Raw genomic sequence first — 14,647 nt, forward strand, 5'->3', positions numbered from 1 at the left:
TATATAGTGTTTCTATTTGAGTTGTGAATAAACTTGGTCGTCAAAAGGGAACAGGGAACACCCTAACTGGTGAGACCCGTACCGTTGGCGAGGTTCCGAATGCCTAGTGCGCCGTTGATAAAGGATCTGGTCCTAAAGCTATATTTCCCCAACGTATTACACTAGCGGCGGCAACACCAGCCGCCCCAAAACCATAAATAAAAACTAAATCATTTTCTTGAATTTTACCTAGTTTTGCAGCGTAATAAAGATTAGCTACTGTAATAACAGGGCCAATATTAGCAATTTGAGGATATAAATTAAAAGTCTTTGTTGAACTAATACCTAATACACGACTGCAAAAGCTTGCCAGCCAGGCAGTAGAAGTATTAAAAAGAAAAAAGTCAATATCCTCAATAGATAAGCCCGCCTCAGCCATCGCTCCCTCACTACAGGTACGCAGAAATCCTACTGCGGTTTCCCGAATCGCTCGATTTGCTCCCTTGTTTAATTTCATACGAATCTGAAGCTGTCCTTGAGCATCTGACTGAAGCTTGGCAGAAACCAAATTTGCTAAAGCAGAGGTGTGTATTGCTTTAGTACCCAAAAGCCCTTGATTGCCATTTATGGGACCTACCAGGAAAGCTCCTGCACAATCTCCTGTAAACCAAGAGAGAGTATCCGTCTCATCAAAAAAACGAGAGTAACAACAGGAAATAACCACAAGCACATTGTCGTATTCTCCTGTACGCACGAGAGAACAGGCTGTTTGCAGAGCTACTGGAGTGACCCCACAGGTTCCATCTAGATTCCAAGCCGCTCCCTGCAAACCAAGCTTTTGAGCAAGAAATGCAGCATCTCCAAACCCTACTTGTTCTGGCCAAATAGAAGCCACTAGCATTAAATCTATATCATTTATAGTTAATTGCGCTGCATTAAGAGCATCTTTTGCCGCCCGCTCTTGTAGATTTAATGCCGATTCATCAGTACCTAGTATCCATCGCTCAACAGTACCTCGAAAAGGGTCTGATAGGTACGGCATCATTTCTTCGTCAAACTCGTTAGTAGGAGAACCAGTGAGTGAAAAAAGTTTTGCTAAGTTTTGTTGTTCAGCATTAGCCACCAGTTCAGAAAAATTTTTTTTATAATAATCGTTTGTTCGTTTGATACTGGGGAAACTCAGCCCGATTGAACGAATGCCAACTGAAAAATTCATTACTCTTTTACTCCTTATAATAAATAATGATTTGATTTTTGTGCCATTAAACTTTGAATGCGTTTTCCAATCGGAGCAACAACACTTGAGTCAATCACTACATCAACTACAAAAGGAACGCTAGAAGCCATAGCTTGCTCCAATGCTAATTTGATCTGACTTTCGTTTTCTACACGAATACCTTTTGCGCCCATTCCTAAAGCAATTTTTACAAAATCTGTTTTAGGAATTGTTACATTAACATTATTGTAATTTTCAAACCCCATTCCTTGCTCACACATATTGTAGCGTCCGTCATTAAGAACAATCCAAACCACAGGAATAGCATATTTTACCGCAGTGCTAATTTCATTATTCATTAACATCGCTCCATCCCCAACAATTGCTATTGCTTTGCCTTGATGTGCTATGGCAGCCCCAACTACTCCTGTAACAAAATGTCCCATTGAGGCAAATCGAGTAGTTATACGATAACGATTTGCTTGAGTAAATCGCAGTAGATGAGTAGCCCAAGCCAATGAATTTCCTCCTTCAGCCATAATTATGGCATTACTTCCTTCGACTATTATTCTTTGAATCATATTCATCAGCACTTGAGGACGCACAGGAGTTTGGGCATTGGGATTAATAACAAACCGTTGTGGCCTTGGTATTTTTAGTCGTGTGAAAACATTTTTGTTTTTAGAAAAATAATTCAGTAGCTCTTTGACAAATAAATTTATATCTGATTGGATTCCAACAGTTTCTGAGTTTGGGTAAGCGGTTCCAGGTATATCTGAATTAAGGTCGACATGAACAAACCCTTTTTTAGGAATCATATTAGGATTCCATAAAGAAGTCAATTCCCCCAAGCGTGTTCCTAAAACCAGGGTGCGTAAAGGGCACTGTTCCTGCATATATTTCAAAACTGATTCATGTCCGGCAAAACCAGTAACACCAACAAATTGAGAATGGTCTTCTGGGAAAATTCCCTTGCCGCGTGGAGAACATATTACTCCGGCTCCTGTTGTTTCAGCTAATTGACGGATGGCTTCTGCCGCAGAGCGTGCCCCAAAACCAACCCAAATCGCAAAATGTCCCTCAGACAATAATCGCCCACATTCAGCTACTGTTTGCTGAGTGGTTGTAACTAGAGAACGAGAAAACGGAACCAAAGGTAATAGGCTATTAATTTTGCTAGCTTGGATAGCTCTAGAAATACTCACATGAGCGACAAAACCCCCTGGTTGTTCTAAACCTGAAGCTAACCGACGAGCAATGACCGGCAGTTGATCCGGAGATTCAAAGGTAGTGGCGTAATTAAATAAAGTTCCTGATGTAAAAATTCCTTCATGCGGCATGGTGTAGGTACTGGTTTCTTGGCACGCCCAACGCCCTCGCTGCGGAGCAGAGGTAGCTCCTGATAAAAAAATGACTTTGGCTCCTTCCCAACGGGCTGCCATTAAACCAGTCAAGGCATTAGTAATGCCGGGTCCAGTGGTGGTAAAAACGACTACTGGTTTATTACTGGCAAAATAGGCTTCGGCTGCGGCAAAAGCGGCTCCGGCTTCATGACGAAAATGCAGCACTTGTATTGAGCTATGAGCTAAAGCATCCCACAACGGGGCGATCGCTCCTCCTGAAACCCCAAAAGCATATTGTACCCCCATCTGTTCTAACATATTGACGATGGCATGGCTGACGGTCGTTGTGGAATTTTGGCTTAAAGAATTTTTATTCAGTTTAGCTAATTGGGTGTTTTGGTTGATAGTTTTTGCGGGAAAAGTTGTACTCATAATTCGTTGATTTACTCTTGTATTAAAGAAAATTATGCAACTGATTATGCTTTTTATTAGAGCTTATTAAGTCCATTAATTAAAGAGCGGGTTAATCAATTCGTGTTTGATTTTCGCTTCCTTCGCTAATTTTTATCCATTTTTGGATGAGATTAGTGATAACAAAACGAATTTTTAGTTTTTTTTGTGTACAAAGCACTTTGAACTCTAGTTTTAGAGAGCTAGGAAGATAGCCTTTAATATCTTCATAAGTTTCATTTAAAACATCTTCGAGATATTCAAATTCGTTTGTGGGACCGTTATTTAGAATCCACTCACGAATTAGACTTTCGATCACGTCACTCATATTCAAGTTTTTTTGTACACAGATTACCTTAAACTTGAGCTTAAGGGAGCTTGGAATAGATGCTTTAACAACCAGTTTTCTGTCTCCTTGTTTTTCAATCACTAAATCACCGTAGTGCTTTATGACTTAATATGCTCATTTTTTTTCTGTTGCACCAGTCAAGATAAGGAAGTTAACAATTAAAAATGATTACAATGGGTTTGATGGTATTTTTTAAATCTTAATCAATTAAATAAAAGTAAAAAATACTTTTTTAGCTATTTTTTACCCAAAAATACTTTTTTTGTTTTTAAATGCCTTATTTTTATTGATTTTATTTTGAGATGACAAGCAAGTCGATTTTTTATATTGATCACTTATTTGCTGAAATTATAGCTTGTGCCTGACTCGGACTGATGCTGATGGTTATGTGGTTTTTCTTGGCTTAAGTTCCTAAACTTCACTGGTGGCAGGCAAGCTAACAACCGATACTGTTAAGCAAAAATACAGACTATCTCTGTTTAACGAGAGCAACGAGAAGCGATAAAAGTCGTTTATGAGTAATACATTAGGTGATCTATGAGTAGTATATTGTCAGATTTCTATATTATTGGGCAAGAAAATTTCAATAATTGGAGTAATGGGTACAATAGCAACGGCTATTTAAAAGTTTTGCCTCAACATCAACAAAAAGTATTGTTTAAAGACCCTTTTCAAGATTGGCAACAAGGGCGCTCCGGAAATTACTTTTCTAGTTGGGGGCCTGATCAACAGTTAGAAGTAACTCTGACCCTACAAGACCTAACTCAAGTCGAAATCGAAGGATTTGGAATTGTTAAAGCGGGTGATGGAATAATTCCTTGGCTTAACAACAAACCCACCCCTTTTGAATTTTTAAGAGGCTATAATGGCACAATTCCGGGTCCTATGCTGATTGTCGATCCTGGAGATACCCTCAAGATCACACTGAAAAATGATTTAAACGATCCTCAACAAGGTACTAATTTTCACTTTCATGGGGGACATATTTCACCGTTAGGACATGGAGATAATGTTCTTATCAATATCCCACCGGGAAATACTTGGACCACTGAAATCAAAATTCCCGATAATCATGAAATAGGACCTGCCTGGTATCATCCGCATTTACACGGTTTAACCAATGAACAACTTGCTTCAGGATTAGCCGGTTATTTGCTGGTGAATCCTAAATATAACCTTCCTGACTTAGACAAATGGAACCCAAAAGAGATGCCGATGCATTTTATGGCTCTCAATAGTTTCGGTATTCAACAAATTAATCGTCCCGGCAAACCCGGAGATCCCCTTAACCAAAATCCTCAGCAAGCGATTCCGGCAGGTACACCGTTAAAAGTTTTAGGACAAACCCAAGACGGTAAGCCCATTTATGAACTCTCTGATGCAGTGGGTATTGGCAAAAATGCGCTTCCTGCATCATATGACCCGGCAATTCCCACTGGTGACCCTTCTCAACTGCTATTTGAATATGGTGGCGGCGTTTTAAAAGGTCCTGTGGAAAATGTGATTCATACCGTTAACGGGCAGTATAATCCCACTTTAGAAGTGGCAACTGGTCAGTGGAATATGTTTTCTTTTCTTAACCAAGACCCAAACGCCTTTCATGTCTTGCAATTGGTTAAAGAGGAAAACGGACAACTGATTCCTCAAGAAATGTCTTTAATTGGCATGGATACAGACCTTTCAGGATTAATAGAAGACAATAAAAAAGAAGTCAATACTCTGCCTATTCTTAATCCTGGGTCCAGAATATCAATGCTGGAATGGTTTGAAAAGCCAGGAACTTATTATTTACTTTCAAATGCTACCTCGGAGATTCTGGGAGATAAAGCACCTCTGTTAACTCGTGATGAGGGAGCGAAAGATGGCCGTTTTAAATGGCCGCCTCAAGTGTTAGCAACCATTGAAGTGACAGGAGATGAAATTCCTAAAGGGGCTTTTCCAGAAGCTTATGATACGCTTAAACAGCAAGATCAAAAAACCAAAGAAATGATCGCAGCCGTTGAAAATGGCGATTTTGAACGAGAGCGAGACTTTGTTTGGACGGCAAATATTGGGGGAGCTATTGCAGAAGGTAATAGTCCCGATGATACAGAAGTTGAAACTTTTGAGGGCAGTTATAAAATTAATGGTGGATATTTTTCTAGCGACCCTAGCAAGCTAACGCCACTCACTATGTCGATGCTAGATACTTATGAGGTTTGGAATATTATTAATGAATCTGGAAAAAGTGACCCCTCTCTACCGGTAGATATTCCTCTATTAGAATGGCATCCTTTCCATCAACATCAAAATTCTTTTGTGGTTTTAGAAATAAACGGTATTAAGGTAAGCGACATGGATCAAACTTACCTAGCGGGTGTTTTAAGCGATACTATTGCCCTGCCTCCCACTTACAAACCGGGTACTGTAACGCCTGAAAATCCCTATGGCGAAGCCATGTTAAATGGTACGCCGTCCAACGTTAAAATTTTGATGAATTTTAAAGACTTTCCCGGAACTTTTGTTAATCATTGTCACATTCTGTTTCATGAAGATGCGGGTATGATGGCTCCGGTTAGGGTCATTCTTAATACGAACAATACTTGGTTAGGATTAGGGGCAAAAAGCAATGCCAAAGGACAAGTGGAACTGATTCGCGCTAGTGATTTAGATCAGCGTCTTTATTTTAAACCTTACGGAAATAATTTTAAAGGTGCTATTGATGTTGCTATTGGCGATGTTAATTATAAACAAAAACCTCTCAGCAATTATTATGTTACTGATAATGTGACTGATATTGTCACTGTACAACGTTCTTTGACTAATCCTAATCAAAAATTTACCGTTAAAGTTTTTGATGGTCAGACATTAATTGATGAGGTAGAACAAGGAAGAACCAGAATTAACAATCCTACCGCCAATAGTCTCATTGGAGAAATTACGCCTTTTAACAATTTAAATTTCAACCCCAACAATCAGGCATCCGTTGCCACCGGTGATATTAATGGGGATGGTTATTCAGATATTGTTGTTGGTGTAGGCGGAAGAATTAAACCACAAATAGAAATTTACAGTGGTAAAGATTTTAGTTTATTGAGTCGTATTAGCCCTTTTCATCACGAAACTTATTTCAAGGGCAAAGTAAACTTAGCAGTGGGAGATGTAAACGGCGATAATTTTGACGATATTATTATTGGTCAAGGTCGAGGAGGCCGAGGACTGGTAGAAATTTACAGTGGTATTTTAATTCAACAGCAACAGTCTTTAGATGGAATTGATGTTTCACACAAAACATCTTTAATTTCTGAAACCTTTAAGCCTTTCGGTGATGGTTATAAAGGGGAGGTGGATGTCACCTCTGGCTATATTTTACAAAGACCACAAGTGCTGAATGGTAAACCTGTGCAAACTCATTATGCCAATATTACGACCTTGGCGGTAGATGGGGTCCCATCCGATCTCGGGCAAATTAGGGTTTTTACTCATGTTGGCGAACACGGGGCACATAGTTCTCATGAAACAATGGCAGCACCCCAAGCCGCAGATTCTGGACATGATCATGAATATATGGAACTGCGTTTAGATGCACAATTCACGCCAGATCGTCCCATTAGCCAATTGATGGGAACTTTTATCGATATTCCGGACTCTCCTCGCGGTGAACCTGCGCTATATACTCTCAACGATGCTGGAAATCCTGAAATTATTCGCTTACAAGAAAATAATGTTCCTGAAACGATTACGTTAAAGTCTGCACCCACAATCCCAAAAAATGTTACAGGTACGCCTGAAAATGATTACTTTGATAGTGCTAGTCCAGAACCTGAACGTTATTTTATTGGAGATAATCAAATCCTTACTACGGGTAATGGCGATGACATTGTAGATGTAACTGATGCTGTCGGCAACAACCGCATTGAGACTGGCAACGGCAATGACATTATATTTGCTGGAAGCAATAACCGTCTTATAGGGGGTGCAGGAAATGATCAGTTTTTTGTGGGAACAGGAGAAGGTAATAACCGAATCTGGGGAAATTCTGGTGCAGATTCCTTTTACATTGTCACCGATGAACAAAACTTAGTTACCAAAGCCAACCAAATTCTTGATTTTAATCCTTCTCAAGATAAAATTATTTTGGCTAATACTAGCTTTAATTATAATTCATTAGGCACAGATTGGAAGGTTCGTCAAGAAGATCAAAAGACGATTATTCAGGTATTCAACCAAGATGTGGCAGTGTTCGCAAACCTTCAAGCCAGTGCTTTAAATAGGACAAATGTTCTATTTAGTTGACAGACTAATCGTATTTGACTGAAGGCTCGTTACAAATCGTCAACACTGAATAAACTTTAAAGGGAAAGAAACTTTTAGTTAGTGCCTTTCCCCTTCCTTGTGCTTTTTTCTCCAACAAAATTTTGGCTCTTTGAACTCACGTTGTTGAAAGATTATATTTAACCTTCAAAGATTAATCAATGTTATTCTCTTGAGGATGTTTTACTGGCTTACGAACAAGTTTTACATTACGCGACTTACGGAAAAACTCTTTGGTCTGTCTATCCTATAAGTAACTAAATAACAAGAGCTTAATCCTTAAGTTTTTCTTTAATTTCCTAATCTTCCCTGGTCAAGTTGAAATTCTTCTGGGAAACTGTGGACAGAGTTGGGTAAGACAACTTATCGCTTTTCCCTCATTACAAGGAGAAAAAATGATGTATGAAAATGCCGTTCTAGATGATAGACAAGTTCAAGAAGGGCTAAATAACATTAACCCAAAATTTGGAGATTTTTGCACTCGTGTAGCCGGAGAAGCTTGGGGTTTACCCTTAATTGATCAAAAAACCAAAGCTTTAATTACTATCGCGGTTGATGTCGCTAATCAAACCCAGACTGGTGCAGGAAGTCCTTTTGCCGCTCATGTAAACATGGCTCTAAAACAAGGAGCCACATTAGAAGAAATTGAAGAACTTCTTCTATTTATGTGTGTTTATGCCGGATTTAATAAAGCGGCTGGTTGTTTTGGGACATTAAAAGAAATATTCAAAAAACCAGTCTTACAGGTTTAAAGTTTGGCAAAAATAGTATCTTACTCAATCGACTGAAAAATCATCTTTTTGGCTATGTTAGAACAACAATTCTCTCAATCTTTATCTCAGGAATTTAACCAAAGGACTCTAAATTACAAACAAGCAAGTCAGTCTCGGACAAACTACTATAAAGATTTGACTGCTGATTATTCTCGTCCAGGGTTAGTTAACCAAGAATTAGCAGCAAAACTTATTAAAAGAGCCGAGGAAATTGTAGACTTAAAAGAAAAAGTTTTACCTTTGATTGGTTCTGATTATACTATTGAACAAATTGAAAAAGAAAATCAAGAATGGTGGCCTACTCATTGTGAAGCTTTGAGACAAGGAAGAGGGGACATTCTAACAGGTGAGTATCGTGAAGACTTGGTTTATTTATGTCAAGACGGTCCTTATTATGGTCTAGAACAACAAAAAGAACGGGAACAACATTGGTGGGCATTAATCGCTCAACCTGGAGTGACGATGTGTTGGCCCATTGTAATGTTTCATGGTGAAGTTACTTATTTTGAATGGAAATGTGTTGATGATGAAACTAATGAAACAATTGCTAAAGGCAATGTAACTTGGGTTCGTCGAGGACACCGAGGAGCTTGTTATCTAAAAACGGAGCAACTCACTTTTTATCGAGATGTTTTCGCGCCTGAGTTTTTGTTGAAATTAATTACAACTTAAAGTTTATATTGAAGGGTTACTTAAAACCCTCTTCAATAATAGCTGAAAATTTTGAATTGTTGCCTTTACTGTTTTTGAATTAAATCAAAGGAAGTTTGTCATGAATAAGCCAACTATTTCCAAAAACCAACCCGTTGTATTAGAATTAGAAGCCGGAGATTATTATTACTGTTCTTGTGGAAAATCTGGCAAAGATCCTTTCTGTGATGGTTCACATAAAGGAACTGATTTTACTCCTTTAAAGTTCACAATTAATGAAAAGAAAAAAGTTGCTTTATGTTTAAGTAAACAAAGCAAAAATCCTCCTTTTTGTGACGGCTCTCATAACCAACTTTAACAATATTTGAGTAATCATCATTTGAGGAAAAAAAAGATGAGTTCTCCTGTAATTTTACCAGACTATTCTTTTCGTGACCAAAAAGCGCAAACTTCATTTTATGTTCTTTTATGGAGACGTAATGGCATCAGCTTAGAAACCTTTGATGACTATTGGAGAGATGTACATGGCCCAGTTTGCGCTCGCTTACCTGGTCAGGAACAATACTGGCAATTTCATGTTTCACCGAGTCCTAAAGCAATTTGGCCGGTTATGGAAGGAATAAAATATGACTTATTGCCTGAAGAACAATTTGAAGGAATTGCTGAATTAACTTTTGTTTCTGAAGAAAAGCGTCAAATTTGGTTTAATGCTGCCGCTATTTTGATGGATGACGAGCAAAATATTTTTAGAAAAGCAATTGGTTACACTGTTAGCCCAGGCAATTCTAAAACTTATATTGATCGTATTGCTACTGGAAACCCTAACGGAGAATTAGGTATTGTCAAATACCATGTTTTGCTTAAAAAAGCAGATGGAGTTAGTTTAGAAGATTTCCGGCAATACTTGAAGGAGGAATTTGCTACTACTGTTACTCAAAATCAATTAGTTTTAAAATTTCGGCTTCATCTGTTTGATGCTGTCGATAATTCTCGTCCTGATGCGGCTGGTGTCGTTCATTATGAACCTGAAGAAAATCAATATCAAGCGGCCTTTGAAATTGGTTTTTCTGACCATTTAGCGATGAGAGAGTTTTTAGTTTCTGCTGAGTACAACATTGCTGTTAGAAGCCAACAAAGGTATATTAAACAAATCAGTGTATTTGTTGAGCGTAGTGTTTATACTTTTGTTTATAACGGGCAAATAACACTAGCAGGCCAACGAGGATCTCGTGTAGCAGAACTAATTACAAAAGTTGGAGCAATAAACCAACTTAAGGATGATATTTCTGCTTTAATAAGTCCTCAAATCAATTCAGTTTACGCAACCACTAATAAAATTACTGATGATTTAGTTTTAGCTAACTGAACTTAGGACTTTTAAGTGGCTATAGAAGCTGAAAATATTGCTGTAAACCCAAATATTATAAACTAAATTTGGGCTTTTCAAAAAAAATCAACCAAGTAAAAACGACAAGTTCTCAAACAATAAAAAACTAAAAAAATATGAACAGACCAACAATTACTAATCAAAAGCCAAAAATTGTAGAGTTAGACAGTGGCGTTTATTTTGGCTGCACCTGCGGTCAATCTGATAAATTTCCTTTCTGCGATGGGACTCATAAAAATACAGATTTTGTCCCCGTAAAACTCACTTTATCTGAAAAGAAAAAAGTCGCTTTTTGCGAGTGTAAAAAAAGTCAAAATACTCCTTTTTGTGATGGTTCTCATAGCCAATTATAAAACCAATGGATAAAATTAGAAGTTTCTACTGTTTTCGTTAATTATGCAATTTACTCTCATTGTAATTTTAAATACAAAAATTTCTAGTAGCTTAATCAGTGATGAATGGGAGATAATTTAGATGCAGTTTCAGCGAAAATCAATGTTAGAAACATTTCCTAATTAAATTTAACTAAATTTTTTACCCTCATACTTATTCTTAAAGAATTTGTATGAGGATTTATTAATTTAATTTTTTTTTTACGTACTTAGTGTACTAAATCTTTAGGATATTGTTAGTTTAACAGCAAGCTCATTTAACAATTTCGCTCCTTCGGATGAGGTGGACATAAATTTTTTATGGATTAAATAGATTGAGCGAAAGAGCTAAACCCTTCAATTTCGGTTTGGGAGAAAAAACAGATGAGCTTAAAAGGCGTGCTTTTAGATGTAGATGGGACACTGGTAAACAGCAATGATGCTCATGCACAAGCTTGGGTTGAGGCATTTAAAAAGTTTGCTTACGATATCAGCTTTGAGGAGGTTAGACCTTTAATCGGGATGGGTGGCGACAAAGTAATTTCTCTACTTGTACCAGGGCTAACTGACTCAAAGGGCGTAGGCAAGGAAATATCTTCTTTTCGCCAACAGTTAATCATCAACCAATACGGTACTAAGTTAAGTCCGACACCAGGGGCACGTCAACTATTATTAAAAATGCTATCAGAGGGACTTGAATTAATCGTTGCCAGTTCAGCCAAAAGCGACGAACTCTCAGTATTACTCAAATCCGGTGGCATCGACGATTTGTTACCACAAGCTACAACATCGAGCGATGTCGATAACTCCAAACCTGAGCCTGATATCGTCCAAGCGGCTTTAGACAAAATCAACCTCCCCCCTGAGCAAGTTTTAATGTTAGGGGATACTCCCTATGATATCGAGGCAGCCTCAAGAGCCGGTATTAATGTTATCGCTTTACGTTGTGGAGGCTTCAGTGACTCCCAACTTGAAGGCGCAGGGGCTATTTATGATGACCCGGCTCAGTTATTAGAACAGTATGAAACATCGGCTTTATCTAGATAATACATTTGTAGATATTATTAAGTTAAATTGAGTTTAGAGTAACGGCAATTCTTGCTCAACTTAACCTGAAAAACGCAAATCTTATTTTTGATGATTGTGAAGGATATAAAGACTAACCAATCGAGCAATAATAGTTGTCGGATAAAGAATTCCGGCAATTCCTTCAAGATTGGTTAAAACCCTCACCCAAGGACTAATGGGAATAATATCTCCATAACCCACAGTTGTCAGGGTCAAAAAACTAAAATAAAAAGGATCGAAAGTCGAACCTTGTTCGGCAAAGGGAAGATAAAAACTTTGAGGAACTTCTAAATGAATAGCACGATAAATAATGGCAAAAATAATGCCTATTAATAAATAGACATTGATGCCGTTTCTTATAGTATCATTCGTGACTTTATCTTCAAAATATATTCGTCTCAAAATTATCAAAATAGCCATTCCCAAAAAACAAATTTCAATGAAAATATTAAAAGTTATTAAAGCTAAATGGATGGGAAAAAGTTTGAGCCAAATAATAGTGTCTAATAATAAAGCTATAAAAGCTAACAGCCGATACAAAATTTTTAAGGATTTTGAACGAAGATGAAAAATATCAATAATTACAAGGAGTGCTATAAACAGGAAAATATCATGGATTAATCGGCCAAGCCGCGTTTGCCACAAAGGAGAAAGAATAAACAAAATAATCAGGAGCAGTAGCAGACGATGAGGAGATGGTTTTTTAGTAGCCAATCTGAGTAACTCCCCCTTGTGTAAATAAATTACTGAGGCGATTATGCCTGTTCATAGAAAAAAGGAAAAATTCATCGTAAGTTAAAATTTTAGCATTTAAAACCCAAAATAAACAACTCTTAAAAAATGTCAGCTATTTTTGCCTTTTTTTTATTTTTTATTACTTTTTAAACAATAAGTACCTAGACATAAATAAAGCACTTTATGTTAAGAAATGTAAAAACCTTGAAAGTCTTACCTGTTCCCAGATCCGGTGTTCCCTGTTCCCTAATCACACAGTTAACTTTAATGGTGTCCAGGTACTTATCAGTACATTTTTTCTTTTGCTTTCGTCCTTAATTAAGCATATTTACTCAGTAAGTTATTACTGAATCGGTGTTCTAGGGTAACTGTATCAAAAAGCAAATGTAGTTCTTACAGTACCAATAATTTCATCGTTACTACTAGGCACTTGTTCAGGATTAGAAATCCAAATCGCGCCAGGGGTAATATTAATGTTGTCAGTTAACTGATATTTGTAAAATACTTCTACATGAACTGGGTTTTTGTTATTAGTATTTAAAGTTTTATTACCTAAATAAGGTTGAACGCCAGCAAAAATTCCTAAAATATTACCTTCTTTACCCAAATCTGGCAAAGCAAAACCTCCGGCATAAGTCCAATACTCAGAATTAAAACCCCCGATTTGCTTAAGGTCACCATAGGCGAAGAAAGCGGTGAAACTGAGGGCATCAACAATTCTCCAAAATGCCTGAAATCCATAAGTATTAGTAACCCTGTCGCTTTCTGCACCCGCAAAGTTAACAGCATTAGTACCGACGAAAGGTTGTCTACTTCCATAACCAAAAATAGGATTGCCTCTTTTATGAAAACCGTGAACGTATGTTATTCCCAGTTCAATTGTTTTGATGGGCTGGAAATTTAATTGAACCAAGGCAGCATAATCACCGTTAAACAGACCTGAACCTTGTACTGGATTGCCTGCCCGGCCAGCCTGACCCGCTAGGTAGCCACCACTGAGTTGTACAATATTAAAGTTAAAGTTTAGAACAAAACCGCTACCTCCCCCAATCCGATAAATCGGGCTTAAGTTAGCGAAAGTAGATAGAGAACCATTACCTCCATCATAATTAAAGAAAAATGGATTACTCGAAGGAACATTATCAGGCCAAATCCCTCCTAGGGCTGGTATATATGTATTAAATTTAAACTTGTCATTAAGCTTGAATGAGTCAAAATGAGCTAACCAATCGATGACGATGTCATTATTTCCAGTATAGCCCACATTAAAACCTTGTGTTGTTGTCGGCGACTCGATAAAAGCATCATTACGTTCAGTATCAAAAGCTCTTAAATTACCAGCCGCCAAACGAGTCACCAAAAGATCCTTTCCATCGAAGCTAGTTTTAAACGTTAAACGAATGCGATCACCAAAAATCGTTTGTGTGGTGTCATTATTTCCAAAAGTATCGGTGAGAGCAACAACTACTTCACCCTGCAATTTAGTGGTTGTCGAAAACTGGTGATCTTCAAAAAAAGCAACTCGAGCCTCTAAATCATCACTACGCACTTTCAAGCCTGTTAGCTCGGAATCAAACTCTTGTGCCAATCTCTTGAGTGTCTCAATGTCTTCTCTCAAAATAGCAACGTTTTCTTGAATTAAGCTCTCCATATTATTTATACAAATATTAAGACCAACTGCAAACTCCCAGCGAGTGAGAGTTTGATTACCTCGGTCAGTGAGATTAGGATAACCAACAATACATTTATACCGTTCAGCTAAACTCCGTAGTGATTCGTAAGCCCAATCTCTAGAAGAAACATCTTTAAGTTGATTAACTCTGGGAACTTGGCTTCCTAATCCTTTTAAAATTGAATTATCATTTTGACTAATTGGTATTGCTGGAGTTTGAGCCGCTTCTAACTCAGAACTGAAATTTAGAAACGTTTCAGCTTGCGTTGAGTTTTCTGAACAAACTGCTGATGCTAATGTTAAAACACTCATTAAAAGACTAGAAACAGTCAAAATTATTTTTCCAAAAATTTCAAGCAT

General features: G+C 37.6%; 12 protein-coding genes. 7 read left to right on the forward strand and 5 right to left on the reverse strand.

Going from position 1 to position 14,647, the window contains the following annotated elements; all coding sequences use genetic code 11:
* Nucleotides 1-103: 103 nt before the first annotated feature.
* The 3 genes from CYAN7822_RS29385 to CYAN7822_RS29395 all read right to left on the reverse strand — a co-directional run bounded on the left by CYAN7822_RS29385 (nucleotide 104) and on the right by CYAN7822_RS29395 (nucleotide 3,316).
* The gene (locus tag CYAN7822_RS29385; protein WP_013334606.1) at nucleotides 104-1,195 is read right to left on the reverse strand and encodes a 3-oxoacyl-ACP synthase III family protein; all 1,092 of its coding nucleotides are present in this window, start codon (nucleotides 1,193-1,195) and stop codon (nucleotides 104-106) included.
* A gap of 14 nt (nucleotides 1,196-1,209) precedes the next feature.
* A complete protein-coding gene (locus CYAN7822_RS29390; protein ID WP_013334607.1) occupies nucleotides 1,210-2,970 on the reverse strand; it encodes a thiamine pyrophosphate-binding protein in 1,761 nt (586 codons plus the stop codon).
* Between the two features lie 91 nt (nucleotides 2,971-3,061).
* Complete coding sequence (locus tag CYAN7822_RS29395) at nucleotides 3,062-3,316, reverse strand: hypothetical protein (protein WP_245602823.1); 255 nt, start codon at nucleotides 3,314-3,316, stop codon at nucleotides 3,062-3,064.
* 558 nt (nucleotides 3,317-3,874) lie between these two features.
* Here CYAN7822_RS29395 and CYAN7822_RS29400 point away from each other — a divergent pair.
* From CYAN7822_RS29400 to CYAN7822_RS29430, 7 genes are all read left to right on the forward strand, one after another.
* A complete protein-coding gene (locus CYAN7822_RS29400; RefSeq protein WP_013334609.1) occupies nucleotides 3,875-7,612 on the forward strand; it encodes a multicopper oxidase domain-containing protein in 3,738 nt (1,245 codons plus the stop codon).
* A gap of 413 nt (nucleotides 7,613-8,025) precedes the next feature.
* Nucleotides 8,026-8,382, forward strand: a complete 357-nt coding sequence (locus CYAN7822_RS29405; protein WP_041934094.1) for a carboxymuconolactone decarboxylase family protein — start codon at nucleotides 8,026-8,028, stop codon at nucleotides 8,380-8,382.
* Between the two features lie 54 nt (nucleotides 8,383-8,436).
* Complete coding sequence (locus CYAN7822_RS29410) at nucleotides 8,437-9,075, forward strand: hypothetical protein (protein WP_013334611.1); 639 nt, start codon at nucleotides 8,437-8,439, stop codon at nucleotides 9,073-9,075.
* A 100-nt stretch (nucleotides 9,076-9,175) separates the two neighbouring features.
* Nucleotides 9,176-9,412: a CDGSH iron-sulfur domain-containing protein gene (locus CYAN7822_RS29415; RefSeq protein WP_013334612.1), complete on the forward strand. Its 237-nt coding sequence runs from the start codon at nucleotides 9,176-9,178 to the stop codon at nucleotides 9,410-9,412.
* A gap of 36 nt (nucleotides 9,413-9,448) precedes the next feature.
* The gene (locus CYAN7822_RS29420) at nucleotides 9,449-10,420 is read left to right on the forward strand and encodes an EthD domain-containing protein (protein ID WP_013334613.1); all 972 of its coding nucleotides are present in this window, start codon (nucleotides 9,449-9,451) and stop codon (nucleotides 10,418-10,420) included.
* Between the two features lie 137 nt (nucleotides 10,421-10,557).
* The gene (locus CYAN7822_RS29425) at nucleotides 10,558-10,794 is read left to right on the forward strand and encodes a CDGSH iron-sulfur domain-containing protein (RefSeq protein ID WP_013334614.1); all 237 of its coding nucleotides are present in this window, start codon (nucleotides 10,558-10,560) and stop codon (nucleotides 10,792-10,794) included.
* A 402-nt stretch (nucleotides 10,795-11,196) separates the two neighbouring features.
* Entirely contained in the window at nucleotides 11,197-11,859 is a 663-nt protein-coding gene (locus tag CYAN7822_RS29430) for an HAD family hydrolase (protein ID WP_013334615.1), read from the forward strand.
* Between the two features lie 81 nt (nucleotides 11,860-11,940).
* Here the strand turns inward: CYAN7822_RS29430 and CYAN7822_RS29435 are convergent, their stop codons facing one another.
* Entirely contained in the window at nucleotides 11,941-12,594 is a 654-nt protein-coding gene (locus CYAN7822_RS29435; protein ID WP_013334616.1) for a potassium channel family protein, read from the reverse strand.
* Between the two features lie 394 nt (nucleotides 12,595-12,988).
* Nucleotides 12,989-14,647, reverse strand: a complete 1,659-nt coding sequence (locus tag CYAN7822_RS29440) for an iron uptake porin (RefSeq protein WP_013334617.1) — start codon at nucleotides 14,645-14,647, stop codon at nucleotides 12,989-12,991.

This window comes from Gloeothece verrucosa PCC 7822 (assembly GCF_000147335.1).
GTDB classification, from domain to species: domain Bacteria; phylum Cyanobacteriota; class Cyanobacteriia; order Cyanobacteriales; family Microcystaceae; genus Gloeothece; species Gloeothece verrucosa.